The 23,269-nt window shown below is 64.0% G+C and carries 26 protein-coding genes and 3 pseudogenes; 16 read left to right on the top strand and 13 right to left on the bottom strand.

Features of this window, described 5'->3' with window-relative positions; all coding sequences use genetic code 11:
• Positions 1-321 precede the first annotated feature (321 nt).
• Together AVTE2539_RS22745 and AVTE2539_RS22740 are read left to right on the top strand one after the other, a co-directional pair.
• A complete protein-coding gene (locus tag AVTE2539_RS22745) occupies positions 322-1,428 on the top strand; it encodes an NAD/NADP-dependent octopine/nopaline dehydrogenase family protein (RefSeq protein ID WP_284414132.1) in 1,107 nt (368 codons plus the stop codon).
• Positions 1,429-1,499: 71 nt separating this feature from the next.
• Positions 1,500-2,387 carry a DMT family transporter gene (locus AVTE2539_RS22740; protein ID WP_284414130.1) on the top strand — a complete coding sequence of 296 codons (888 nt, stop codon included), beginning with the start codon at positions 1,500-1,502 and terminating at the stop codon, positions 2,385-2,387.
• A 47-nt stretch (positions 2,388-2,434) separates the two neighbouring features.
• Here the strand turns inward: AVTE2539_RS22740 and AVTE2539_RS22735 are convergent, their stop codons facing one another.
• The gene (locus AVTE2539_RS22735; protein ID WP_284414128.1) at positions 2,435-3,331 is read right to left on the bottom strand and encodes a LysR substrate-binding domain-containing protein; all 897 of its coding nucleotides are present in this window, start codon (positions 3,329-3,331) and stop codon (positions 2,435-2,437) included.
• A gap of 135 nt (positions 3,332-3,466) precedes the next feature.
• Here AVTE2539_RS22735 and AVTE2539_RS22730 point away from each other — a divergent pair, with 135 nt between their 5' ends.
• The 8 genes from AVTE2539_RS22730 to AVTE2539_RS22695 all read left to right on the top strand — a co-directional run bounded on the left by AVTE2539_RS22730 (position 3,467) and on the right by AVTE2539_RS22695 (position 9,741).
• Positions 3,467-4,840, top strand: a complete 1,374-nt coding sequence (locus AVTE2539_RS22730) for an MmgE/PrpD family protein (RefSeq protein WP_284414126.1) — start codon at positions 3,467-3,469, stop codon at positions 4,838-4,840.
• Positions 4,840-6,012, top strand: a complete 1,173-nt coding sequence (locus tag AVTE2539_RS22725) for an NAD(P)/FAD-dependent oxidoreductase (protein ID WP_284414125.1) — start codon at positions 4,840-4,842, stop codon at positions 6,010-6,012. Before AVTE2539_RS22730 ends, AVTE2539_RS22725 begins: the two co-directional genes overlap by 1 nt.
• Positions 6,005-6,307 carry a (2Fe-2S)-binding protein gene (locus tag AVTE2539_RS22720; protein WP_284414124.1) on the top strand — a complete coding sequence of 101 codons (303 nt, stop codon included), beginning with the start codon at positions 6,005-6,007 and terminating at the stop codon, positions 6,305-6,307. The genes AVTE2539_RS22725 and AVTE2539_RS22720 overlap by 8 nt, the downstream gene beginning before the upstream one ends.
• A complete protein-coding gene (locus AVTE2539_RS22715) occupies positions 6,307-7,692 on the top strand; it encodes an FAD-dependent oxidoreductase (protein WP_284414123.1) in 1,386 nt (461 codons plus the stop codon). The genes AVTE2539_RS22720 and AVTE2539_RS22715 overlap by 1 nt, the downstream gene beginning before the upstream one ends.
• Positions 7,693-7,717: 25 nt before the next feature.
• On the top strand, positions 7,718-8,104 hold the full coding sequence (locus AVTE2539_RS22710; RefSeq protein WP_284414122.1) for a RidA family protein: 387 nt from the start codon (positions 7,718-7,720) through the stop codon (positions 8,102-8,104).
• A 14-nt stretch (positions 8,105-8,118) separates the two neighbouring features.
• Complete coding sequence (locus AVTE2539_RS22705) at positions 8,119-9,120, top strand: Bug family tripartite tricarboxylate transporter substrate binding protein (protein ID WP_284414121.1); 1,002 nt, start codon at positions 8,119-8,121, stop codon at positions 9,118-9,120.
• A gap of 103 nt (positions 9,121-9,223) precedes the next feature.
• The gene (locus AVTE2539_RS22700) at positions 9,224-9,604 is read left to right on the top strand and encodes a transposase (RefSeq protein ID WP_284414119.1); all 381 of its coding nucleotides are present in this window, start codon (positions 9,224-9,226) and stop codon (positions 9,602-9,604) included.
• Positions 9,559-9,741 (top strand): hypothetical protein, encoded by a 183-nt coding sequence (locus AVTE2539_RS22695; RefSeq protein WP_284414117.1) that lies wholly within the window; start codon positions 9,559-9,561, stop codon positions 9,739-9,741. Before AVTE2539_RS22700 ends, AVTE2539_RS22695 begins: the two co-directional genes overlap by 46 nt.
• A 96-nt stretch (positions 9,742-9,837) precedes the next feature.
• On the opposite strand, the gene AVTE2539_RS22690 is transcribed toward AVTE2539_RS22695, so the two are convergent.
• On the bottom strand, positions 9,838-10,272 hold the full coding sequence (locus AVTE2539_RS22690) for a GlcG/HbpS family heme-binding protein (protein ID WP_284414115.1): 435 nt from the start codon (positions 10,270-10,272) through the stop codon (positions 9,838-9,840).
• Positions 10,273-10,401: 129 nt separating this feature from the next.
• Here AVTE2539_RS22690 and AVTE2539_RS22685 point away from each other — a divergent pair, with 129 nt between their 5' ends.
• The 3 genes from AVTE2539_RS22685 (at position 10,402) to AVTE2539_RS22675 (ending at position 12,080) form a co-directional block, all read left to right on the top strand.
• Positions 10,402-11,262: a LysR family transcriptional regulator gene (locus AVTE2539_RS22685; RefSeq protein ID WP_284414511.1), complete on the top strand. Its 861-nt coding sequence runs from the start codon at positions 10,402-10,404 to the stop codon at positions 11,260-11,262.
• Positions 11,263-11,477: 215 nt separating this feature from the next.
• Entirely contained in the window at positions 11,478-11,651 is a 174-nt protein-coding gene (locus tag AVTE2539_RS22680) for a hypothetical protein (RefSeq protein WP_284414113.1), read from the top strand.
• Positions 11,652-11,660: 9 nt separating this feature from the next.
• The gene (locus AVTE2539_RS22675) at positions 11,661-12,080 is read left to right on the top strand and encodes a JAB domain-containing protein (protein WP_284414111.1); all 420 of its coding nucleotides are present in this window, start codon (positions 11,661-11,663) and stop codon (positions 12,078-12,080) included.
• Here AVTE2539_RS22675 and AVTE2539_RS22670 read toward each other — a convergent pair.
• The 10 genes and pseudogenes from AVTE2539_RS22670 to AVTE2539_RS22625 all read right to left on the bottom strand — a co-directional run bounded on the left by AVTE2539_RS22670 (position 11,992) and on the right by AVTE2539_RS22625 (position 19,281).
• Positions 11,992-12,513 carry a hypothetical protein gene (locus tag AVTE2539_RS22670; RefSeq protein WP_284414109.1) on the bottom strand — a complete coding sequence of 174 codons (522 nt, stop codon included), beginning with the start codon at positions 12,511-12,513 and terminating at the stop codon, positions 11,992-11,994. The genes AVTE2539_RS22675 and AVTE2539_RS22670 overlap by 89 nt on opposite strands.
• Positions 12,510-13,667, bottom strand: a pseudogene (gene tnpC, locus AVTE2539_RS22665) (IS66 family transposase); the annotation flags it as partial. The gene AVTE2539_RS22670 and the pseudogene tnpC, both read right to left, overlap by 4 nt.
• A 38-nt stretch (positions 13,668-13,705) precedes the next feature.
• Positions 13,706-14,140, bottom strand: a complete 435-nt coding sequence (locus AVTE2539_RS22660; protein ID WP_502868967.1) for an EamA family transporter — start codon at positions 14,138-14,140, stop codon at positions 13,706-13,708.
• Positions 14,141-14,168: 28 nt separating this feature from the next.
• Positions 14,169-15,521 carry a sensor histidine kinase gene (locus AVTE2539_RS22655; protein ID WP_284414107.1) on the bottom strand — a complete coding sequence of 451 codons (1,353 nt, stop codon included), beginning with the start codon at positions 15,519-15,521 and terminating at the stop codon, positions 14,169-14,171.
• Positions 15,497-16,162, bottom strand: coding sequence for a response regulator transcription factor (locus tag AVTE2539_RS22650; protein ID WP_284414105.1), 666 nt, complete (start codon positions 16,160-16,162; stop codon positions 15,497-15,499). Before AVTE2539_RS22650 ends, AVTE2539_RS22655 begins: the two co-directional genes overlap by 25 nt.
• Positions 16,163-16,184: 22 nt before the next feature.
• Positions 16,185-16,943: a COG4705 family protein gene (locus AVTE2539_RS22645; protein WP_284414103.1), complete on the bottom strand. Its 759-nt coding sequence runs from the start codon at positions 16,941-16,943 to the stop codon at positions 16,185-16,187.
• A gap of 16 nt (positions 16,944-16,959) precedes the next feature.
• A complete protein-coding gene (locus AVTE2539_RS22640) occupies positions 16,960-17,412 on the bottom strand; it encodes a hypothetical protein (protein ID WP_284414102.1) in 453 nt (150 codons plus the stop codon).
• A 28-nt stretch (positions 17,413-17,440) separates the two neighbouring features.
• Positions 17,441-18,223 carry a COG4705 family protein gene (locus AVTE2539_RS22635; RefSeq protein WP_284414100.1) on the bottom strand — a complete coding sequence of 261 codons (783 nt, stop codon included), beginning with the start codon at positions 18,221-18,223 and terminating at the stop codon, positions 17,441-17,443.
• Between the two features lie 69 nt (positions 18,224-18,292).
• Positions 18,293-18,889 carry an undecaprenyl-diphosphatase gene (locus AVTE2539_RS22630; RefSeq protein WP_284414098.1) on the bottom strand — a complete coding sequence of 199 codons (597 nt, stop codon included), beginning with the start codon at positions 18,887-18,889 and terminating at the stop codon, positions 18,293-18,295.
• 56 nt (positions 18,890-18,945) lie between these two features.
• On the bottom strand, positions 18,946-19,281 hold the full coding sequence (locus AVTE2539_RS22625; protein WP_284414096.1) for a PepSY domain-containing protein: 336 nt from the start codon (positions 19,279-19,281) through the stop codon (positions 18,946-18,948).
• Positions 19,282-19,427: 146 nt separating this feature from the next.
• Between AVTE2539_RS22625 and AVTE2539_RS22620 the strand changes: the two are divergent.
• A pseudogene (locus AVTE2539_RS22620) lies at positions 19,428-19,640 on the top strand (hypothetical protein); the annotation flags it as partial.
• 22 nt (positions 19,641-19,662) lie between these two features.
• On the opposite strand, the pseudogene AVTE2539_RS22615 reads toward AVTE2539_RS22620, so the two are convergent.
• Positions 19,663-20,115, bottom strand: a pseudogene (locus AVTE2539_RS22615) (fumarylacetoacetate hydrolase); the annotation flags it as partial.
• An 80-nt stretch (positions 20,116-20,195) separates the two neighbouring features.
• Between AVTE2539_RS22615 and AVTE2539_RS22610 the strand changes: the two are divergent.
• Together AVTE2539_RS22610 and AVTE2539_RS22605 are read left to right on the top strand one after the other, a co-directional pair.
• Entirely contained in the window at positions 20,196-21,224 is a 1,029-nt protein-coding gene (locus tag AVTE2539_RS22610) for an IS5 family transposase (protein ID WP_284414094.1), read from the top strand.
• Positions 21,225-21,954: 730 nt separating this feature from the next.
• Positions 21,955-22,419, top strand: a complete 465-nt coding sequence (locus AVTE2539_RS22605; RefSeq protein ID WP_284414092.1) for a hypothetical protein — start codon at positions 21,955-21,957, stop codon at positions 22,417-22,419.
• The last annotated feature ends 850 nt before the right edge of the window (positions 22,420-23,269 follow it).

Here is a 23,269-nt window from a genome sequence, read left to right as displayed (position 1 = left end):
GGACGTTGTGCGAGCGGGTAAGCCCAGGGCTTCGCCGGCGCTATGCCTGCGAAGATGTGGTGTCGCAGGGTGCGGCATGCGATCTGCGACGTCAGCCAGCAATGAGGCCGTCACACAGTCGCTATTGCGACGGCCTCTTCGTTCGGTCGAACGGTGACTGCGGCGCACCATAGATGGGTGAGCGAATCGCTGGCGGTAACCAGGGGATGACGAACGGGAGCGCCACTACCCTACCTGTCGCGCAGCAATTGGTGCATTTGCGAGACCAATCCAGGTCGATGGAATCGCGCTCACGGATTCGGAAGACTGCAGGCGGATTTGATGCTGCCCGTCAAGAGCTCACGGATGCGCGACATGGCCAGCGAAATTGCTGTTTCGATCATCGGCGCAGGTCACTGCGGCTGCGCCATCGCCGCGGACGTTCTCTGCCGTGGCGGCAAGGCGCTCCTTTACGCGCACCCGGACCACAGCGCGGCGCTGCACGCCATCCTGCGTCAGGGCTACCTCGGCGTGTCGGGAAAGATGTGCGGCCGCTTCATGCCGGTGCTCTGCAACGACCTGAGCGAAGCACTCCGGTTCTCGGACTACCTCGTCCTGGCCCTGCCATCGTTTGCACACGATGAAATGATCGCGGCGCTCGCAGCCCATGACCTGGCACGTCACGTCGTCGTGTGCATCGCCGGAAACTTCTTCTGCCTCGCTGCCCGGCGGTCGCTCAGGGCACGCGCGATACTGGAGACCAGCTCGGCGCCCTACGCGTCTCGCGTGGTCGGCGCAGAAGTGAAGGTGATGGGCATCAAATCCCAGCTGCACATTGCTTCGCTCGCGCCCATCAGCGATCAGGGCACGCTGCAGGCGCTGGCGTGTCTGTTCCCCATGCCGCTGCGGTGGTACCGGAACGTGCTGGAGGCAGGGCTGTCCTGCATCAACGCCGTGCTGCACCCCGTGCCTGCGCTGCTCAACACCGGGTGGATCGAGTCCACGGCCGGCGACTTCCACTTCTACCGCCAGGGCATGAGCGCATCGGTGGTCAGGGTCATGCAGGCAATCGATCAGGAACGCATGCGCATCGCCAGTCGGTACGGACTCTCCGTGCGCTCCGCGGTCGACATGATGAACGCGTACTACGGGGGGCGATTCGCCAGTCTGTGCGACTTCGCGCGCGAGAGTGCGGAGCACAACCAGGAGAAGATGGCTCCATCCAGCATGCGGCATCGCTTCATCGAGCAGGATGTGCCGCTGGTGCTGGTGCCGTGGCACGAACTGGGCCTCAAGGCAGGCATCGATGCGCTGACGATGCGCGCCATCATCCAGATCGCATCCATCGTGCGACGCCAGCCCCCACCGGCCGAGGGTGTTGCGTTGCGGCGGCTTGGACTGGCCGGGCTCGACCGGCGGGGCATCCTCGCTGCCGTGGCCGCTGTTTGAGCGCGGGACGCACCGTGAGCCCGGGATCTTCTGTGCCTGCAGTGCGTCCGGAAGGGCCAGGGCGGGCTACCTTGCGTGCCATCGGGTACAAGCTCGGCTCCGCACTGCTGCTGGCGGCCATGTACGCGCTCATCAAGTCACTCGGCAGCCGCTATCCCATCGGGGAAATCGTCTTTGCCCGCAGCGGATTCGCTCTGCTGCCGATCATCGTTGTCATGCTCGCCAGGCGCCAGTGGAGCACGCTGCGCACCTCTCGGCCGTTCGCCCATCTGCGTCGATCGGTCGCGGGCGTCGTCTCCTTGTTCCTGAGCTTCGGTGCGGTGGCGCTGCTGCCCTTGTCCACCGCCACCGCGCTCACGTACTCCGCGCCGCTGTTCATCACGCTGCTTTCGATCATCGTGCTCGGTGAGCGGGTCTCGACTGGCAGGTGGGCCGCTGTCCTGATCGGGTTCGCAGGAATGCTGATGGTGATCCAGCCCGACCTGGAGGCGGGGCTGCCGTTGGGCAAGGTTCTCGGAGTAATGGCCGCCGTCGCGACCGCGGTGGCACTCGTCGCCATCCGGCAGATGGCGGCATCGGAATCGGCGCTCGCGATCGCGTTCTACTTCACGCTCTTTGGCACCGTGGTGGGCGCTGCATCGCTGCCACTGCGATGTGTGGCTCCCGATGCCTCCGATGCGCTGCGACTGGTCTCCGTGGGAGTGCTCGGTGGTATGGCACAGCTGCTGCTCACCATGGCTTACCGGCTGGCACCGGCTTCGGTGCTCGCACCCTACGAGTACGCCACGCTGGTGGGTGCGATCCTGGTTGGGTTCATCGTCTGGGACGAAATGCCTGGGTCCGTTGAATGGCTCGGGATCGCCGTCATCGTCGGTGCCAACGTCGGCATGACAGCCCATGAGCAGGCCCGGGCGCGGCGCGCACGCCTTGGTTCGACATCCGGTAGGGCGCCCGAGTGAGCGCACGAGCCGTCCAATCTCTGGCGCGGCTTCGCCGCAGCGGGTGCTCAGCCTTGCTCCATGCGCTGGCTGAGCAGGTCCGCGAACTCGTCCACCAGCGCGTTCGCGGGTACGCCCGAAGGCGTGATCAGCCCGTACTGGGACCGGATCGGCTCGCGCAGGGCAATAGCCACGTAGCGCGGATCGTCCACCGGCGAGGGCACCCAGCGCGACACCAGCGCAATCCCGGCACCCGCAGCGGCCATCGCGCACGCGATGGAAGAGGTAGGTGTTTCAGCGACCACCTGTGCGGCGATGCCCCCCTGATTGAAGACGTCATCGATTTTGTAGCGGATGTAGCTGTGCGGCGAAGGAAGGATCAGGCGCTCGGCGGCCAGCTCGTGCAGCGAGATCTCCGTGGACGCCGCCAGGGGATGCCCTCGGGGAACGACGGCCACCAGCGGAGCCGAGGGCAAGGCCCGCACCTCGATTCCCGCATGCGAGAGCGGCAGTTCGATCACGCCCGCGTCGAACTGCCGCGTCGAGACCAGTTCGGCGATCTGCCGCGAGGGGAGCGATTGCGCGAACGTTCTGACCTGCGGCCGATCCTGCATGAACTGCGCGAGCGCATGCGGCACCAGCCACTGCGCGAGGGCCGGCAGTACCGCGATCCGCAGCGCGCCAGCGCGGTGGTGCCGCAGGTCCAGGGCCACCTGCGAAATGCGCTCGATGCCGCCGTAGACCTGTTCGACTTCGCGGAAGAGGGCCTGCGCTGCCGCTGTCGGCACGAGCCTGCGGCCCTTGCGCTGGTACAGCGAGTAGCCCAGCCGCAGTTCCATCTGCGCAATCGTGCGGCTCACCGCGGGCTGGGTGATGTTCAACAGTTCCGCCGCGCCGACGACGCTGCCCGCGAGCATCACCGCGCGGAAGGCTTCGATGTGCCTCAAGTTGAGGTCGGACTTCATATATAACCTTTCGGCATTTGCACCCCCCGACATGGCAATAGTCGATCGAGGGCGCTCTCCATACGATCAAAGCAATCAGCAGAAAGTGCTGTGCTGCAGCGGGAGCGGCGCTGCGTTACTCCAGAGGATCGGAATATGCCAGAGAGTTATATGTTCAGGAGAGTTCAAGCGCCGGACGGAACGGCCGGCGGCGTTGCGCATGCCCTGGCCTCCTTCATCGTCGGTGCTCGGGAACGGCAGCTGCTGCCCGCGACCCGGGAGGCCGCCCTGAAATGCGTCCTGGACGCGCTGGGATCCGCCGGTGCCGCCATGGACGTCCCGGGTGTGGCCGCCACGCGCGATGGCGCCAAGCGCCTGCTCGGGCGCGGTGCGGTGCCGATCTGGTTCTCGGGTGGCAGTGGGACGCTGGGCGCCGCGCTGCTGGCCAATAGCGCGGCCACCGCCGCGTTGGACCTGGACGACGGCTATCGGCGCGCCCGTGGCCATCCGGGAGCGGCGGTCGTTCCGGCCGCCTTGGCGATGCTCTCGCTGCGGCCGGTCCTGTCTGCCGACGAGATCCTCGGTGCGATCGTCGCGGGCTACGAGGTTGCGCTGCGGGTCGCCATGGCGCGACTGTCGTATGCCCCCTCCGGCGCATGGTCGGCGTATGGGGTCATCGCGGCGCTCGGCTACCTGCAGGGGACGTCGCTGGAATGCCTGGCCCAAGCATTTGCCATTGCCGCGCAGGCTTCGCCCGCGCTGCCGGCCCTCGCGGGCCTGGCCGGCTCCGACGTGAAGGAGGGCATCCCCTACGGATGCCTCGCGGGCCTGGCTGCGCTGGAGATGGCTGCGGCCGGAGCGACCGGCCCCACCGACATCTTCGACATGCCGACGCTGTTCAATGGCGATGTGGCCCTGGCCGATTTCGGACCGGCACCACTGATCGAAGGGACCTACTTCAAGCCGTTCGGGTGCTGCCGCCACATCCATGGGGCGCTCGACGCGCTGCTGCTGTTGCAGCGTGAACATGGGTTCACCGCCGAGGACATCGACGGCATGGAGGTCGCGACCTACCGGGCCACGTTCAACCTCGCGAACCGGCCCGCGCCCATCTCGCTCACCGATGCGCAGTACAGCGTTCCGTTCTGCCTCGCGGCGGCGGCGATCGGTGGCGAAGCCGCGCTGCTTCCGTTGAAGCAGCCGATGTTGAGCGACCCCCGAATCGTACGGCTGGCGCGTACCGTCGTTGTGCAGCCCGATCCGGAGCTTGAATCGCTGTTTCCGGCGCGCTCGCCGTCGCGGCTCACGGTCACCCTGCGGACCGGCGAGCGCATCGTGTCTTCCGTGGTGGACCCGCGTGGTGATCCGGCGCGCCCGATGCACAGGCATGAACTGGTGGCGAAGTTCCGGCAGGTGACCGCGCATACGTTGGGCCCGCAGCAGGAAGAGGTCCTGCAGGGCCTGCAGCAATTCGAGCATGGCGAGACGGCGCCGTTGGTGCGAGCACTCGGACTCGACTGGACGAAGTGATGTCCGCTGTGCAACACCCCATCACGCTGCCGGCGGGCGGCGAGCACTCTCGTGCGCGGCGTCCGGTCAAGCACCGCTTCGATGTGCTGGTCGTCGGTGCGGGGGCAGTGGGCATGAGCGTGGCCTACGGTCTGGCGCGGCGCGGCCTCTCGGTCTGCGTGGCCGATGAGGGTGACATCGCGTTCAAGGCGTCCCGCGGCAACTTCGGCTTGGCCTGGGTCCAGGGCAAGGGGGCGAAGTGCGATGACTACGCCCACTGGTCGATCGACGCGGCCGGCATGTGGCCGGATTTCGCCGCCGAACTGCAGCAGGCCGGTGGGGTCGATGTCGAGCTGTCCCAGCCGGGCGGCTTCACGATCTGCACCAGCGCGCAGGAGTACGAGGCGCGCGTCGAGATGCTCACAGGCATGCAGCGCAGGCTGGCAGGCAAGTTCGCGTTCGAGGCACTGTCCGGGCCGGAGACGCAGGCCCGTCTGCCGCAGGCGAGTGCGCAGATCGCCGGCTCGACCTATTGCCCATTGGACGGGCACGTCAGCCCGCTGAAACTGCTGAGGGCACTGTTCACCGCTTTCAGCGGACACCGTGGTGTTCTGTGTCCCCACACGGCCGTGCGGTCGTTGACCGCGCGGCCACAGGGAGGCTTCACCGCGCGCACTGCCACCGGGACGATCGACGCGGACAAGGTGGTCCTGGCGGCCGGGCTGGGCAGTGCAGCGCTGGCATCCGACCTGGGCCTGGAGGCGCCGCTGCACCCTATCCGCGGACAGTTGCTCATCACCGAGCGCACGGAGCCGTTCCTGCGCTACCCGACGCTGCATGTCCGGCAGACCGCCGATGGAACGATTCAGATCGGCGATTCCAAGGAGGACGTGGGCCTCGATACGGGCACGACGTGGGAAGTGCTTGCACGGATCGCGCAACGAGCGGTGCTGAGCTTCCCGGCGCTGGCCGGGCTGCGCATGGTTCGCGGTTGGGGAGCGCTGCGCGTGATGAGCCCGGATGGCTTCCCGATCTATGACGAGTCGCCGCGGTGCCCGGGTGCTTTCCTGGTCACGTGCCACAGCGGCATCACCCTGGCTCCGCAGCACGCGGGGCCGGTAGCCGAATGGATCGCCACCGGCGTGAGGCCGGACGGCATAGGCGGCTTCACCGCAAGGAGGTTCCATGTTTAAGCCATTGGATGGCTCAACGCCGGTTGAGCTCGTGGACATCCAGGTGGACGGCGCCACGGCGCGTGTCGCTAAAGGCAGGACGCTGGCGATTGCGTTGCTGGAAGCAGGCCATTCCATCACCCGCCGCAACCACCACGCGGAGCCCTGTGCTCCCTTCTGCCTCATGGGCGTGTGCTTCGAGTGCCTGGTGCATCTGGATGGGCAGAGCAACGTGCAAGCCTGCCTGGTCAGGGCCGAGGCCGGTATGCGCGTGCGCCTGCCGCAAGGGGGCGCCGCTCCCATCGGAGACGCGTGATGGACTACGACTTGGTGGTGATCGGTGCCGGGCCTGCCGGCATGACCGCTGCGACGCAGGCGGCGGGGCTCGGCCTCAAAGTGCTGCTGCTCGACGAGCAGGCCCAGGCCGGTGGACAGATCTACCGGCGCGTGCAGGAGGCGGGGCCGCAGGCCTTGCGCGTCCTCGGTGACGACTATGCAACTGGTCGCGCACTGGTGGATGGGTTGCAGGCGAGCGGAGCCGAAACATGTTTCGGTGCGTTCGTGGTCGATGTGTCGCAGCAGTTGGAGGTGTCCTTCCAGGTCGGTGGAGGCATCCGCCAGGCGCGCGCACGGCAACTGGTCGTGGCGACGGGCGCGATGGAGCGTGCATCGCCGTTCCCGGGGTGGACCTTGCCCGGCGTGATGCCCGCGGGCGCCGCGCAGATCGCGCTGAAGGCCGATGCTGTCATCCCCTCCGGACGCGTGGCCGTCGCCGGGTGCGGACCGTTGTTCCTTCTCGTATCGCAGCAGCTGCTTCGCGCAGGTGCCGACGTGGTGGTCATGATCGAGACCGGGGAGCCGGGCAATGCGCGCCGCGCGTTGCCCCATCTGCCTTCGGCGCTGCGGTCGCACCGCGACCTGCTCAAGGGCCTCTCCATGATGCGCGGCCTCTGGCGGGCGCGTGCGCCGTGGTTCAGGGGCTGCGATGCCCTGCAGGCGATCGGCGACGAGCGGGTACATGCAATCCGCTTCCGGCACCGCGGCAAGCTGATAGAACTGGCGATCGATACCCTGCTGGTGCATCACGGCGTGGTGCCGAACCACCAGCTATCCCGGCTGCTGGGCCTCGCGCACCGCTGGAGCAACGAGCAACTGGCCTGGCAGATCGAATGCGACCTCTACGGGCAGACATCCATGCCGGGCGTCTTCGTCGCTGGCGATGGCGCCAGCATCGCAGGCGCCCTGGCGGCGGCGGACCGGGGCACCCTGGCCGCGCTGGGAGCCGCACGAGCGCTCGGGCGCATCGGGCCGGAAGAACTGCACCGGGCCGCGGCCGCGCATGTCGCCAAGCTCCGGCGCCATACCGGCATCCGCCCTTTGCTGGACACCCTCTATGCGCCTCCCGAGTGGCTGCTGGAGCCCGCCGACGACACCATCGTCTGCCGCTGCGAGCGCGTCAGCGCGGGCACCGTGCGGGACATGGCGGACCTGGGCTGCGCAGGGCCGAACCAGAGCAAGTTCCTGAGCCGCTGCGGCATGGGGCCGTGCCAGGGACGCACGTGCGGCACGTCCGTCACGCAGCTGATGGCGCAGCGCCTGGGCCTGTCTCCCGATGAAGTCGGGGCCTACCGGGTTCGTCCGCCGCTGAAGCCGCTCCCACTTTCCGTCATCGCCAACTTCAACCCATGCGGCCAGCCTTGAGCCTGGACGCTGATTCGCTGCAACCATGACTGCACCACACGCACTACACCGCCTCCACACCAACCAGCGCATGAGCAAAGCGGTGGTGTTCGGCCCCCTCGTGTTCCTGAGCGGACAGACCGCCAGCGGCTCGCCCGCCACGACGTTCGATGAGCAGATGCAGGAGGTTCTGGATCGCATCGACGCCCGTCTGGCGGACGCTGGCTCCGACAAGCGATCGCTCCTGTCCGTGACCGTGTACCTGCGGAACATGGATGACTTCGCGGCGTTGAACGCCGCATGGGAGCGGTGGATTGCCCCAGGCACCGCCCCGGCACGTTGCACGGTAGAGGGGCGCATAGCCTCCCCACATTTGCTGATCGAGATCTCCGCTATCGCCGCCACGTCGGCGTCCATCCACCCTTACGATTGAAACGAGGCCTCCCCATGACCGAGATTTCCGACAACACACCCATCCCCCGGCGCGCATGGTTGCGCTGGTCTGCTGGCGCGGGCATGGCATGGCTTGCGGGTGCGGTCCAAGCGGCCGACTACCCGTCCAAGCCGATCCGCCTGGTCGTGCCGGCGCCGCCTGGCGGCGGTACCGACATGATGGCGCGGCTGCTCTCGAATGCCTTGAATTCCGCCCTGGGCTGGACGGTGGTGGTGGACAACGTGCCCGGCGCCGGGGGAAACATCGGCCTGGACAAGGCAGCCAAGGCCGCGCCTGACGGCTACACCCTGGCGATGGGCGAGTCCAGCAACCTGACCGTGAACCAGGCGCTCTACAAGAAGATGCCGTTCGACGTCGCCCGCGACCTCACTCCGGTGGCGCTCATGGCCAAGGTGCCGCTTGTGCTGGTGGTCTCCGCCAAGGGCCCCTACCGCAGCGTGGCGGACCTGGCGGGTGCGGCAAAGCGCAAGGCGGTGACCTTCGCATCGTCCGGGAACGGAACCCTTGCGCATCTCTGCGGAGAGCTCTGGAAGGGCAAGGCCGGCCTCGACCTGGTGCATGTGCCGTACCGCGGCGCCGCACCGGCCATGACCGATCTGGCGAGCGGGCAGGTGGACATGTTCGCCGCGTCGATTACCGCAGCGCTGCCGATGATCCAGGCCGGCCTGCTGCGGCCCTTGGCGGTCGCATCCCCGCTGCGCGCAGCAGCGCTCCCGAACATTCCGACCATGGCCGAATCGGGCTTCCAGGGCATCGAGGCGGCCGTAATCTTCGGTGTGGTGGCGCCGGCAGGGACGCCCGACACCGTGGTCTCCCGGCTCAACCAGGAGATCAACCACGCGCTCAAGCAGCCGCAGTTGCGGCAGTCGCTGATCGACCAGGGAGCGATCCCCGAGTCCCTGGGCGGCACCGTGCCCGCGTTTGCCAGCCTGCTCAAGGACGAGCGGGCGAAGTGGGGGCAGGTTGTTCGTGATTCAGGGGCGTCGGTGGATTGAGCGTAAACGTGGCCTCAACACCCTATTGATGCCACAGTCCTGAGCGCCGAGCATATATGTCCATATGCAGAACTCTGGACACACCCCTGAGTGGGCCGGCCCGATGGTGGAGCGCACGATGCGCAACGGCAAGCGGATCTACACCTCGGCGTTTAAATCCTGGCTGGTGGAGCAGGCCCGCGTGCCGGGCGTGTCGGTCTCCGGCCTTGCGGTGTGCCACGGCGTCAACGCGAACCTGCTGCGCCACTGGATGCGTTTGGAGCACTGGGGTGTGCCTGGGCCTGCTCCGATCCTGTTGCCCGTGACCGTCACGCAGCCCGCGCCTGCCATGGCGCCGACTCCGGTGACCGAAGGCTCGGCACCGATTGAGATCGCGCTGGGCGAGGACGTCGTGCGCGTTCCTGCCGGCAAGGTGCAGCGGCACAGCCCGAGCCGAGTGTGCCCAAGCCCACGCGCGAGGACTTCCGGCGCGGCGACAAGGTAGCCTTCGAAGACAAGTACCTGCAGACGGTGGTCGGCACGGTCGTGCGGATCAACGAGCGCACCGCGACGGTCGATGCCGGTGGTGGCAATACCTGGCGCGTGGGCTTCGCGCTGCTGCGTCGCGTGCTGGACATCTGACACTCCGCCGAACGGCCGAGGTCAAGTGGGCCCTGGGGCCTCGCTTACATTCGCTCGTACTTGCGTCAGTCAGCTCGGCTGTGAAATGGAGACTGCTTAATTGTTGCCGATTGCTTGGACCCCGGTGGCTGCGACCAGCGCGTCTTGCGTGGATTGCATGCCGGAAACGCCGATCGCACCAACAAGCCGACCATCCATCATCACCGGCAGGCCACCTTCGAGTGGGCATGCACGATCTGTGGCCAGCAGTCTTAGGTTGATGCCGCCGGCCGTCAGCGCCTCTTCGAACATCTTGGTCGGGCGCTTGAACCGCACGGTGCTTTCCGCCTTGGCCTGGGCGATCGCAACGCTTCCAGTCTGGGCATGGTCCATCTTGTGCAGCAGGACGAGGTTGGCGGCGCTGTCCATGATGGCGATCACCATCGGCCAGCCGTTGCGTTGGGCCTCAGCTTCTGCGGCGGCAGCAATTCGCCGCGCAACGTTGAGCGACAGGGGCGGGCCGTACTGAACGACGTTTGAGGCTGAGTTCACGTTGAATTCCTTGTATGTGGGTGAATCTGTCGATGGTAGGAATGGATAGACTGGGTGCCTATCCCCGATCCCTTCGCATTTGCTGTGCGCAAATCACCCGATCCGCCACCTGCCTCTTCTTCACAGACCTTGCCTGCATGGGACGACGTACGGTTCTTCCTTGCCGTTGCGCGCGAAGGAAGTCTGTCCGGTGCCGCGCGCACGCTGCGAGTGGAGCATTCCACCGTCGCGCGGCGTGTCGGTGCGCTGGAGGTGAGCCTCGGCGTTCGTTTATTTGACCGGCTCCCACGGAGTTGGGCCTTGACAAGCGACGGGGAGGCGCTGATTGCGCCAGCGGAGCGCCTTGAGCACGAAGGCCTGGCATTCAGTCGTGCGGCCACATCGGCGACAAGCCTTCAGGGAACGGTCCGCATCTCAGCGCCGCCGGTGTTTGCAAGCCAGTTCCTCGTGCCCCGACTGGCCAGCCGCAATGACCGATGGAAGGGCATCGACTTGGATCTTGTCGGAGAGGTCCGCACTGCCAACCTTCATCGCCGTGAAGCCGATCTATCCCTTCGTTTCATGCGCCCGAGCGAGCCGGGACTGGCTGCGCGCAAGTTGGGCGTACTGAGTTTTCACGTCTTTGCAGCACCGGCCTGGTTGGCGCGTGCCGAGGCGGAGTGGTGTTTCCTCGGCTACGGGAATCCATTGAGCGATGTGCCTCATCAGCAGTTGCTCGCGCGTATGGCCGGTGACAGGCCCTTCATCCTCAAAAGCAATGATCTTGCGGCGATACATCGCGCTTGCCGGGACGGGATGGGGCTCGCGATGCTTCCCAACTTTCTTGTGCATATCGACGATGGTCTGGTCAAGGTGCCGGGTGTGGACGGACCTGTTCTGCGGGAAATCTGGTGCGTCGTCCATCCTGATGTTCGTCGCTCGCCGCGTGTCAGGCTGATGGCGGATCTCATCGCCGAACTGGTCGCGGAAGGTTCTGAGATTCTGGCTTGAGCGCGACCAATGCCCGATGCGGTTCAAAAACACAGGTGACGTTGGGGGTGGGCGGGCTTGCTGTTCCCTTTCACCGTAGCACGTCGTTCTCGCTGTCAAGGTCTGCGGCTGCTGCGCACCCTTGCGTCCTGCCGGCCGTCTTCGAACCCTGACAACTGCGCTGCGGCGTGCTGCTTCCGGTCTCGGGCAATTCCGCCTGATTCACGGAGCCGACCATGGCACACGACCTCTTCTCATCTCTCGATTCGTTCACGACTTCCTCTGCCGACACTTCGGCGCTGCTGGTGCGCGATGTCGCAGGCAGCTACCGTCCGGCAGCCGACGACGAAATCCTGAACGCTGCTCAATGCCTGCTGGCAAGCCAGGTGCGTGGCACCAATACGCTGTGATCGCCGCAGATGGTCAAGGACTTTCTCAAACTACGCTTGGCAGGGTTGGAGCACGAGGTGTTCGCGGTCCTGCATCTGGACTCGCAGCATCGCATCGTGGAGTACGTGGAGATGTTCCGGGGCACGGTCAGCCAGACATCGGTCTATCCACGTGAAGTGGTCAAGGATGCGTTGAAGGTCAACAGCTCGGCGGTCATCTTCGTGCACAACGATCCTTCGGGCAGTGCGGAGCCGTCGCGGGCGGACGAGGCGATCACTCAAACACTGAAATCGGTGCTGTCGCTGGTGGATGGTAAGCGAGGCCCCAGGGCCCACTTGACCTCGGCCGTTCGGCGGAGTGTCAGATGTCCAGCACGCGACGCAGCAGCGCGAAGCCCACGCGCCAGGTATTGCCACCACCGGCATCGACCGTCGCGGTGCGCTCGTTGATCCGCACGACCGTGCCGACCACCGTCTGCAGGTACTTGTCTTCGAAGGCTACCTTGTCGCCGCGCCGGAAGTCCTCGCGCGTGGGCTTGGGCACACTCGGCTCGGGCTGTGCCGCTGCACCTTGCTGCGTTCGGCCGGCGCCGGCTGGCGGGGGCTCGATGGCGGCATAGGGCAGCTTCCATTCCCGCCGCTCGCGCAGGTCCTGCAGCACGAGCTGCGTGTCCTTCATGGCCAGCACCTTGCCCTCGCGCAGGCTGCCGTCGCGCCAGTCCAGGAAGCGCACCGTCTGGCCCAGGTGCAGGTTCACCCGCACGGCAATGATGCGACGCGGGTCGGCCAGCAGCCGCTCGATGACGGCGCTCAGCTCGAACAACTGCAGGCTGCTGGCATTGTTCAGCAGCTCCAGCAGGCGCGGATCGACGCCGCGGCTCATGCGGCACGCCGCGTGTCGTCGCCCACCGTCTCGCCTTTGCCGATGTTCCACGGCAGCAGTTCGTCGATGTTGCAGATGGGGTGATCGGCGATGCGTGCCAACACCTCGCGCAGGTATCCCTCGGGATCGAGCCCGTTGAGCTTGGCCGTCTGCACCAGGCTGTAGATCGCGGCCGCCCGCTCGCCGCCGGCATCCGAGCCCATGAACAGGTAGTTGCCCCGGCCCAGCGCTACACCGCGCAGGGCACGCTCGGCTGCGTTGTTGTCCATCTCGATGCGTCCGTCATCGCGGTAGCGCGTCAGTGCCTGCCAGCGCGTGAGGGTGTAGCCGATGGCGCGTGCCAGATCGGACTTGGCCGACACGCGCCCCACCAGGCCGCTCAGCCAGGCGTGTAGTTCATCGAGCAGCGGGGCGGCACGGGCCTGGCGGTGGGCACGGCGCACGTCCGGTGGTTGGCCACGGAGCTCCTTCTCCACGGCGTACAGCGCCGCGATGCGCTGCAGTGCCTGGGCGGCGATGGAGTCTTCGGCCTTGCCGGTGCTCAGGTACAGGTCCCACCACGGACGGCGCGCATGCGCCCAGCAGGCCGCCTCGGTGACCTGATCACCGTCATACAGCTTGCCCCAGCCGCCGTAGGCATCGGCCTGCAGCACGCCATGGAAGTGGCGCAGGTGGCGCTGCGGATGCTCGCCCTTGCGGTCGCGCGTGTACTGGTACCAGGCTGCGGGTGGTTCGCCGGCGCCGGCGGGCCGGTCGTCGCGCACATAGACCCACAGGCGCGCGGTGCGCGTCTTGCCTTGACCAGGCGCCAGCACCGGCACGGGCGTGTCGTCGGCGTGCAGCTTGGCTGCCGCCAGCGTGTAGCGGCCCAGCGCGGCCACCAGTGGCGCGAGCAGCCGCTCGCTGTGATCGACCCAGCCAGCCATGGTGGAGCGGTCGATCTGCACGCCGCTGCGCGCGTAGATGCCGCTTTGCCGGTACAGCGGCAGGTGGTCGCAATACTTGGACACCAGCACGTGGGCCAGCAGGCCTGCTGCGGCCAGCCCGCGGGCGATGGGCCGGCTGGCGGCATCGGCCTGGAAGATGCACTGGCAGCGCACGCAGGCCAGCTTGGGCCGCACATGGCGGATCACCTTGAAGTGCGCCGGCACGTACTAATGCGGCGACTGGTTGAGTCAAGATAACCTGCCCGTTATCGCTTGAACGCCAGTAACAAAACGCCACCAGCAACCATTGCAATGCCAGACCATTCTCTGAGTGACGGACGTTCACCCAAAATTGTGAACGCAAACACTGCCACCAAGACAAGACTGAATTTATCGACCGGCGCGACCTTTGAGGCATCGCCGATCTTGAGTGCACGGAAGTAGCATACCCATGACGCTCCGGTTGCCAAGCCTGACAGCCCGAGGAAAAGCCATGTCTTAGGTGGCAACTTCAAGGGGTTGGCCCATTTCCCCGTGTAGCCGACAAACGCCGACAGGACAACGATGATGATGGCCGTTCGGATCAAGGTAGCCAGATCGGAGTCAACTCCCTGAATGCCCACCTTGGCAAAAATGGCCGTCAGCGCCGCAAATACGGCCGACAGCAGCGCCCAATAGAACCAACCAGTTGAGGTAATCAATTCGCTTCACTCCTCGTTTCTTAAGTCATTACTTCATTGGCACGGTAACGGAAATCTTTAAGCCGGTTTGCTGAGTTTCATCCACGAAGTCGAGACGAATTTCCGCACCGATGCGATGGGCAATCGTTTGGACGATGGATAACCCTAGGCCAGAACCGATCTGCTCGCTGCCCAGCGTGCGGTAGAAGGGATCAAAAACCCGATCCTGTTCTACCAACGGAATGCCAGGCCCGCTGTCCTGAACACGCAGTTCGGCTTTCCCGCCCGATATACCAACGGAAAGATCGACCTTTCCGCCTTCCGGCGTGTAGCGGATGGCGTTATCGACCAGATTCTTGACCACGGCGATCATGTCCAGCTCGCTCACCCACACCTCGGCGTCCTGCGTGCCTTCGACTCCGATATCGATGTGCTTGGCCTCGGCCAGCGGCATGAGATCTTCCAGCACACGTCGGTAGATGCCCTGGATAGATGCCGGCGACTTCGGCGAGCCGGTGGCCGACTGCGCCTTGGCCAAGGTCAGGAGTTGATCCAGCAGGCTCCGGCCGCGCTCAATCCCTTGGCGCAGCACAGTCAGACGCTCGCGCGCCAGGTCGGGCATTTCCGCTTCCGAAAGCCGCTCCGCTTGCAGCGAAAGAGCAGTCAGCGGCGAGCGCAATTCGTGCGCAGCATCCGCCACAAAGCGGCGCTGGGCCTCCATGGACTGGCTGACACGGGCGAGCAGCCGATTGATCGCCACGGCGAACGGCCGCACCTCGGCCGGAAGGTGGCTGTCTTCGACGGGGTGCAGTTCCTGCTCGGCGCGCTGATCGATTTCCTTGGAGAGCGCGGCGATGGGCCGGAACATCTTGCGCACCAGGTCGGCAACGATCAGCAGCAGCACCGGAACGAGGATCAGGAGGGGCATGACGGTGCGCAGTGCCCCGTCGCGGGCGATTTCATTGCGAAAGCCCGATTCCTGAGCCACGGCGATGCGTTCGCCAGCGGCTGTGGTCTTGACCAGTACACGGAATGTCTCGCCGCCGATCTCCAGCGTATGTAGTCCATCGGTCAGGGTTGTCGGAAGCGGGAGTGTGCCTCCTGCATCCACGCTTACGGGGGAAGGACTGACCTCGCCCAAACGCTGGACGATCACCCGCGATTCTTCATCGGAATCTTTGAGATGGGTATCGCTGGTCGGTGCGGCAGGCAACAGGCGCTGACGACCCACGAGCTGCGCCACCTGGCGCAACACGTCGTCCTGTAGTTCGTGGGCCTCATCGAAGGCGGACAGGAACGAGAAGACGCCCGCCACGATGGCCACCGCGAGGATGGCCAGCGACAGGGTGAAGGACAGCTTGAGCTGAACCGATTCGTTCAAGCGCTTTTTGTGACCATCCATCCAACCCCCCTGACATTCTTGATGATCTCGCTGCCGAGCTTGCGCCGCAGCGCGTGGATCAGGAATTCGACTGCATTGCTTTCCACCTCTTCCCCCCAACCATAAATGCGGTCCTCCAGTTCGCCGCGTGAGAGGATGGCCCCCGGCCGAACCAGCAAGGCTTGAAGCAGCGAAAACTCGCGGTTCGACAGTTGCAGTTGGGAGCCGCCATTGACGCTGGCCTCTTTCGTGGCCGGATCGAGCGACACCACGCCATTGCTGAGAACGGGCGCTGCGGTGCCGCCTTTGCGCCGTAGAACGGCGCGCATCCTGGCCAGCAGTTCAGCCATCTGGAAGGGCTTGGATACGTAGTCATCGGCCCCTCCGTCGAGGCCGCGCAGGCGGTCATCCAGACAATCGCGCGCGGTGATGATAAGCAGGGGGATCGGGTTGTCCATGCTGCGGATGCTGGCCAGCACGTCCAGCCCGTCCTTGCCGGGCAGGCCCAGATCTAGCAGAACCAGGTCATAGTGCTGGCAACCCATTGTCGTGAGAGCCGTCTGCCCGTCCTTCACCCAGTCCGCGGCGTAGGACGCATCCTTCAATGCGCCTTGGATCGCTTCACCGATCATGGGGTCGTCTTCGACCAGCAATACCCGCATTCCCCCTCCGTTCAATCGTTGTTCAATGTGCCGTCCTGGCTGCCCGCTGCGGGAATATCAAGATGGCAGTCACGATGAAGGCCACCAGTGCAGCCGATGCTGAATAGCGACTCAACGCCAGACCGCCTGCGCTCAGTGGCTTGTCGAGAAAATCTCCTACCACCGCACCCAGCGGGCGCGTGAGGATGAACGCAGACCAGAACAGCAGCGTGCGGGACACGCTGGTCCGGTAGTAGGCTGCCACGACCAGTGCGAGGAGCCCGCAGAATACGATGGCCGCGCCGGTATAACCCAGGCCCGCCGTATCAGCCGTCCAGTCACCCAGCGCGGTGCCCAGCGTCTGGGAGAACATGATTGTCAGCCAGTAGAAGGCTTCCGCCTTGGGGGAACTGACAGTGCTCACCGATACGGAGCCAAGGGTGCGATGCCAGACGAACAGCGAACCGAGCAGCAGGGCCAGCAGCAAGCTCGAACCGCCAGCGTACCCAATTCCGAGTGATCGATCCGCAAAATCGGCCAACGTCGTGCCGACCGTCGTGGTAGCGATGATGGTGGTCCAGTACAAGAAGGGGTGGAAGCTCTTGGCCTTGACCTGCGCGACGACGGCAGCAAGTAAGATCACAGCGAAGATGCCGGTTCCGACCAGGTAGCCCAGATTCATGGACATCGAGACGGCATCGCCGCCGGTTTCGCCAAGCGTGGTTGCGGCAATCTTGATGAGCCAGAACCCCAGCGTGACTTCGGGCACTTTGGCCAGAGCGTATTCAGTGGATGTTTTCATGGGGCACGCTCACGCGTCAGGCTTTGCCTTCGAGCGTGTCGAAGGTTTTTAGCAGATTACCCATCGCAGCCTTGCAGTCAGCTTGGCTTGGCGTGTCGGCACGCAACGCAGACAACGCCTTGTCGATGGCTTTGTCGAGCAGATGCCAGTCGTCGGCAGCGCGCGGTTTCAGTCCGGCCTCAGCCGAATCCCAGGCTACCTCCAAATCCTTGATGCGGGTCTTGGCGGCGGGCAGATCACCCTTGTCTACGATGGTGGACACGTCAGTGGCGATGCTGCGAAATGCGGTCAAGTCGCCCAGCTTGGAAGCGGCTTTGCCCGGCGATACCGTGCTGGCGTTGGCTGTCGGTGCAGGGTCGGTGCTCGCGCCGCCTTGGTCGGCAGGCTTGGAGCAGCCGGTGGCCAGGGCCACGAGCGCCACCGCCGACACGGCAGCGACAAGGCCAGTGATAGAGTGCGCTTTGGGCATGATTTCTCCTTGGAAAGTGGGAAGAGAGTTACTTGGTGGCCTGGGCGGAGCGGTCCGCGTTCATGCTGAACTGCGCAACGGCCACCAGCATGACGATGACTGATAGGAACAGGGCGCTGGTCCACATGGCCCCCATTCCGAGGCCGCCATAGGTCTTTGCCTGTGTCAGCAGGTCGCCGAGCGCAGCGCCGAAGGGTCGGGTCAGGATGTAGCCGATCCAGAAGGTCAGCACGGCGTTGCCACCCATACGCCAGGCGGCATAGGTAATGCCGATTAGCGCGCCGAATGCGACTGCGCCCAAGGTAAAGCCCAAGCCCAGAGCCTCGGTCGCCAGATCGCCGGCAGCAGTGCCCAGTGCAAACGTGCAGAGGATGGCTGACCAATAGAACAGCTCCCGGCGGCGCGTCACGATGTCGTGGATGGACAGGGTACGTTCGACTCGATACCAGACAAAGAAGATCGCGGCGAGCGCCACGGCGAATACCGAGGTACTGACATAGAGGCTGACGCCCAAGCCGTCGGTCAACAGGTCGGTGATCTGGGTACCGACCACGCTGACCAACACGACCGTTAGCCAGTAAATCCAAGGCGTGTAGCGGCGGGTACGCAGTTGAGTGAATAGGGCGACTGTCAGCAAAGCGGCCATGACGGTGCGCGTCAGGCCCTGGCCAAAGCCCGCGTTGACCGCCAGGAAGTCAGCCCCCGTCTCGCCCACCGTCGTGGACATGATCTTGATGATCCACAACGACAGCGTGACTTCAGGGACTTTGTTGAGCCAGCCGCTTGCTCTGACCGTGGGCAAATTGTTCATGGTGTTCTCCTGCCGAGGTAAAAGGGATTGCCGCCAGTCTGACCAGGCAGACTTAGCCCATCCATAGGCTCACTCGCGCACCCGTCCCTGCGCGATCAGTCTGCCGAACAACAAGCAATGGATGCGGGTCGCCAGCCGGTAGATCGGCCCCAAGTACCAGCGTGCTTCGTGCAACGTCAGCACGGCACTGAACGCCGCGACCGCAATGGCACCAAGCATGTCCAGTGGAAAGTGAACCCCCAGGTAGATGCGTGACCATGCGATGGGGAGGCCAAACAGCGCCAAAGCGACGCCAGCCCTTCGCAGTCCTCGCTGTAGCAAAAAGCTGACGGCAACCGACCACCACAGCGTCGGGTGATCGCTGGGAAATGACGAATCGGCAACATGGGGAATGAGCGTATGACCCAGCCCGATCATGAAAGGCCGGGGATGCGACCAAGCCAGGCCGATGATTGGTTTGGTCAGCAGCCCAAGCAGGCCGGATGCGGTAGCGACCAGCAGCGCTTTGCGGGTGTTCACATTGCCGCGCAGCCAGCCGATGCCGATCAGAATCGGGACGGCCCAGATGAGCCATTCCGCAAAGAAGGTGGCCAGCGTCACCACCAGAGCATTCGGGTGTTCAGGCGCGTTGAGCCATAGGAACAATGCTTGGTTGAGATGTTCCATGAAGTCTCCGGGCCGGATCACGGCGTCATGCGCGATCCGGCCACACTGGCAGGCGGTCAGTCTTGCTTGTCGTGGTCGTCATCGTGATCCGCCTTGTCCTCGGCAGACGAGATGACGGTGCCCTTGTCGGCATCGACTCGGACATCGAAGACCTTGGCCCCGCTGACGACTTCCACGTCATAGACCCAGCCTTGTTTCGAGTTTTCGTACTCGGCGCGCGATGCTTTGCCATTGGCGTGCTGCTCGGCAACGGTGATGGCCTGGGTGAGCGGAATCTTGGCCTTGGTGATCGCCAGCGCATCGTTTTCCATGCCGCCTTTGGCGGCATAGGCGACAGCGCCAGTCGTAGCAATGGCGATCGCAAGTAGGAAAAGTTTGGTGTAGCGGTACATGATGCTTCTCCAGAAGAGTGCAGGGATTTGCACGGTGGAGAAGTTACGCAGGCAGACTTAGCTCGTACTGAGCCGAGCTGTTTTTGCGCTTACGGGCATAGTGCTATCGGCTCCTGACACTTCGTGCAGTCGCCTTTTGAAAATGACAACTGGACGACGAGGCATGGCTGCACCGCATGCGTATGCTCTCGGAACTGACGGCCCTGCCTTTGGTGGCCGTGGGCGACGTGCACATGCACGTCCGGTCGCGCAAGCCGCTGCAGGACGTGTTGACGGCCACCCGGATCGGCAAGCCGCTCACGGAATGCGGCCACGCGCTGCACCGCAGCGCCGAGCGCCACCTGCGCACGCGGCTGCAGACCCTCGTGCGCACTCACCATCAACCAGCAGACCACGTGCTGCCAGATTGCGCATCAGATGTGATGCGCCGAAGGTCCAAGGCTCGCATTCGGTGGACAACCGCACAGTGTTGCGAAGGCTGCCGAGCTTGTCATTGGAGATGGTCACAACGTCGCCCATCTGGTGGGTGAAGCCCTGCCCCGGCTCCCCGCGATCCTCGGTGGGGGCAAACAGCGTTCCCATGAACAGCATGAACCCGTCCGGATACTGATGGTGGTCGCCCACGGTTTGGGCGACCAGATCCAGGGGGGCGCGCGAGATTTCTTTCATTGAACTCTTTCCGCGCAGCACGAAGCCATCCCGCCCCTCGACATGCAGATCCACGTCTGCGGCTCGCACGTCGTCCAGGCCGTAGGTGCCATCGAACAGGCGGATCAATGGACCGATCGCACACGAAGCGTTGTTGTCCTTCGCCTTGCCCAGCAGCAGCGCGGAATGGCACATCGACTTCCGGGCACCTCTAAAAACCTCGCCTTTGGCATCATTGGTCTGGAGGAAACACCGAGGACGCCACGATGATCAGCCTGTTTGCCGGCCACGAACGCGAAGCCAAGCGGCAGCAGATCGGCGATCCGCTGGCTCTGCTGTCACGGCATATCGACTTTGCCGGGATTGCCGAGGCCGTAGATGCGAAGCTGTCCTTGGGTACCGGCAAGCGCGGCGGCCGTCCGGCTTGGCCGACGCAGGTGATGATCAAGCTGCTGCTGCTGCTGTTGCAGCAGTTGTACAACATCTCCGACGACGCGCTGGAGTATCAGGTGCTGGATCGGCGCAGCTTCCAGCAATTCCTTGGACTGGAACACAGCGGCAAGGTGCCCGACGCCAAGACGATCTGGGTGTGGCGCGAACGGCTCAAGACCAAAGATCTGATGGGCGACATCAGCACGGCGATCGGTGAGCCATTGCAACGTGCCGGGTTCATTGCCCGCGGCGGTCAGATCATCGACGCCAGCATCGTCAGCGCTCCGATCCAGCGCAATACGCGCGAGGAGAACGCGCAGATCAAGCAGGGCGATGACGTCGGCCAGGACTGGAGTGATGCCAAGCGTGCGCAGAAAGACGTGCAGGCACGTTGGACCAGGAAGCATGGGTTGACGTTCTACGGCTACAAGCTGCACGCCAGCACGGACCGCCTCTGGGGCTTCATCCGCCGCTACGATGTGAGCGCGGCCAACGTGCACGACAGCCGCCACTTCGAGCAGGTGCTGGACCCGGACAACACCGGCCGCACGGTATGGGCCGATAGCGGGTATGCCGATGCAGCGCGAGAAGCAGACCTGAAAAAGCGTGGTTACCGCCCCGCGATCCAACATCAAGGGCAGGCACGCAAGCCCTTGAGCGAGGCAGCAAAGCGCCGGAACCGTCGCATTGCCAAGGATCGGGTGTTCGGTGAGCACCCGTTTGCGCGCTTGGCCCAACAAGGCGGCAAGTTCGTACGCTGCATCGGCTTGGCGCGGGCAAAGGTGGTGATCGGGCTGAAGGTCGCCAGCCATAACGTGATGCGGCTGGCACGGCTACAGGAGCGGGCGATGGTGCCGGCGTGATCGCCTGAGGTGGCCCAGCGGCCACCTCAGCCTCCCAACCACCACGATCAGGCGCCGCTCTGGTGCCGTTGCGACAGATGCTGCCCCTGGCTCCAGGTCGTGGCAGGTTGTTCGAGGTGCCCTTCCGTCGCTCGGCGTAGGCTGCTTCAACGGCTTTTGAGAGATAAGGTAGGTGATAATGTATTCGCTGCAGCCTCGTCGGATGCAGGCGCCCAGCGGCGGTGAGTACACACGTGGGAAATCATCAATGGCTCGAAGCCAATATGCATCTTTTGAGCAGTCAAGACGGAAGCGTCAACGCGCCGATGCAATGCACGCCTGTGTGCGAGCACCCTTGTCCAATCACCATTGGTGCATCTCGGTGTTAGGTGATGGTACCCGTGTCCGATGGATAGCTCATGCAGCGACCATCTTCGGAGTTATGTTGGCGCCTGCATGGGCAGCGGCGCCAGTCTATTTCGACATCTCCAGGCTCCTATGGGGTGCTGTGTTGTACGTCATCGCAGTCGCAGTTGCCGCGGGAATCGCATCTTCAACTCGCACTTGGTTGACTGCCTGCATATTCTGGGCAACGCTACTTTCGCCGGTTGGGATTTACATTGCCCATAGGACGCAAGTTGGCCTGCAGAAGGCACGTTGGAAAGAAACACATAATCGACAGATTGAGGCATATCGCCAGTTCTGCAGCGGAACGAACTTGCAAAGGCATGCCGTGCTTCCATCGAAAGGTATGTCGCTGCTGATTTCTCGTCATGACGAACCAGCTATCACAGGACTCTCAGGCCTCAGCTCCGGCTCCTTGGCTGGGCATGTAGCTCGCATCCTCGGCGAGCGCAACCTGTGCGCGTCTACTGGCGTGCGCTATATCGAGGCCCGCAGCTACAGGCAACCGGAAAAATTCGACCGGTACGAGTTGTCGTGCCCACAAGTGGGGCACACCGTTGTTGATGCGTCATCAGCGACGCTGGAACTGGTCTTCGGCGAGACATCGGAGACTGTCGCTGCACCGGGGAACATGCCTTGGGGCGGAACCGATATGTGGAAAAATTCGGTACGCATCGTGGATTTGCGAAGTGGAACGACGATTGCAAGCGATTTTGTTTATGGAACTACAAGCTTTAGCATTAGGTCGGAATGTCGAGACCATTTGGAGGCCATTACTTCATTAGTCGTCGACAGCATTCCGCATGATTAGGTTTCGAAAATTTTTCTTATTTAAGCACGTCGGCTCCATGTATAGAATAAATGCCGAATCGTTTTACGACCCGAAAGCGCCGAAAACCTAGGGAAGATCTGCAAGACCCCACCGCTGACTGGCGCTTGCAGTGAGCCGCAGGCAAGATGCGAGCATGACGCTAGAAGTCACACCCGATTCAGCCCCGCCGCGGGGCGTCGGAAAGGGGTTTGCAGACCTTCCTTAGCTTGGACGACAGGAGATAGCCGGGTATTGCAATGGTTCAGGTGTAGTACCTTAGTCCTGCCTAAATAAATTACACAGCCGCGCCCACGCGGTACGCAGCTGCTCTTGCGTGATCGACCACATGGTTTTCCACGGCTCTGCTGGGGAGCAATTAACGGCCGGTGTATTCTGAATGATCAGCGGTCGATCGTATGCTAATGGCACTTTGATAACGGGCCTTTTGGACACGCGATCGCGGATTTCCTGTTGGGCCATCTGAGCGTGCGGGTGAGTATGGTTACTCTCTACGTATTCACGCACAAAAGCAGCATGGTCGCAAACTAGGTGCTTGCTCGATCCAGGTTTGAGCCTGGCTGCGCAGATCCGCATTTCTTCGATTGCTGGAACGTATGGCCAGTGTGAGACGTATACATACAGCACATCGGGCACTAGAACCGCCGGAGGGCTGTCAGTAGCGATAAGTTCGACCGGGCCGGAGAAAAAGAAGCCGAGCGAGACTGAGGTTGCCCCTGAAAACCGGAGTGCATAGCCCGATTCTCAAGCGGCAGATTTACGCTGCGCCGCCAACCAGCGTTGTTCGAATTGCATCGGGCTGAGGTAGCCCAGCGCCGAATGTAGCCGCGAG

Origin of the sequence: Acidovorax sp. SUPP2539 (genome assembly GCF_030158975.1) — a bacterium.
In the GTDB taxonomy this organism is placed as follows: domain Bacteria; phylum Pseudomonadota; class Gammaproteobacteria; order Burkholderiales; family Burkholderiaceae_C; genus Paracidovorax.
The sequence above is the reverse complement of the archived record's forward strand: the minus strand, read 5'-3'. Positions and strand labels throughout refer to the sequence as shown.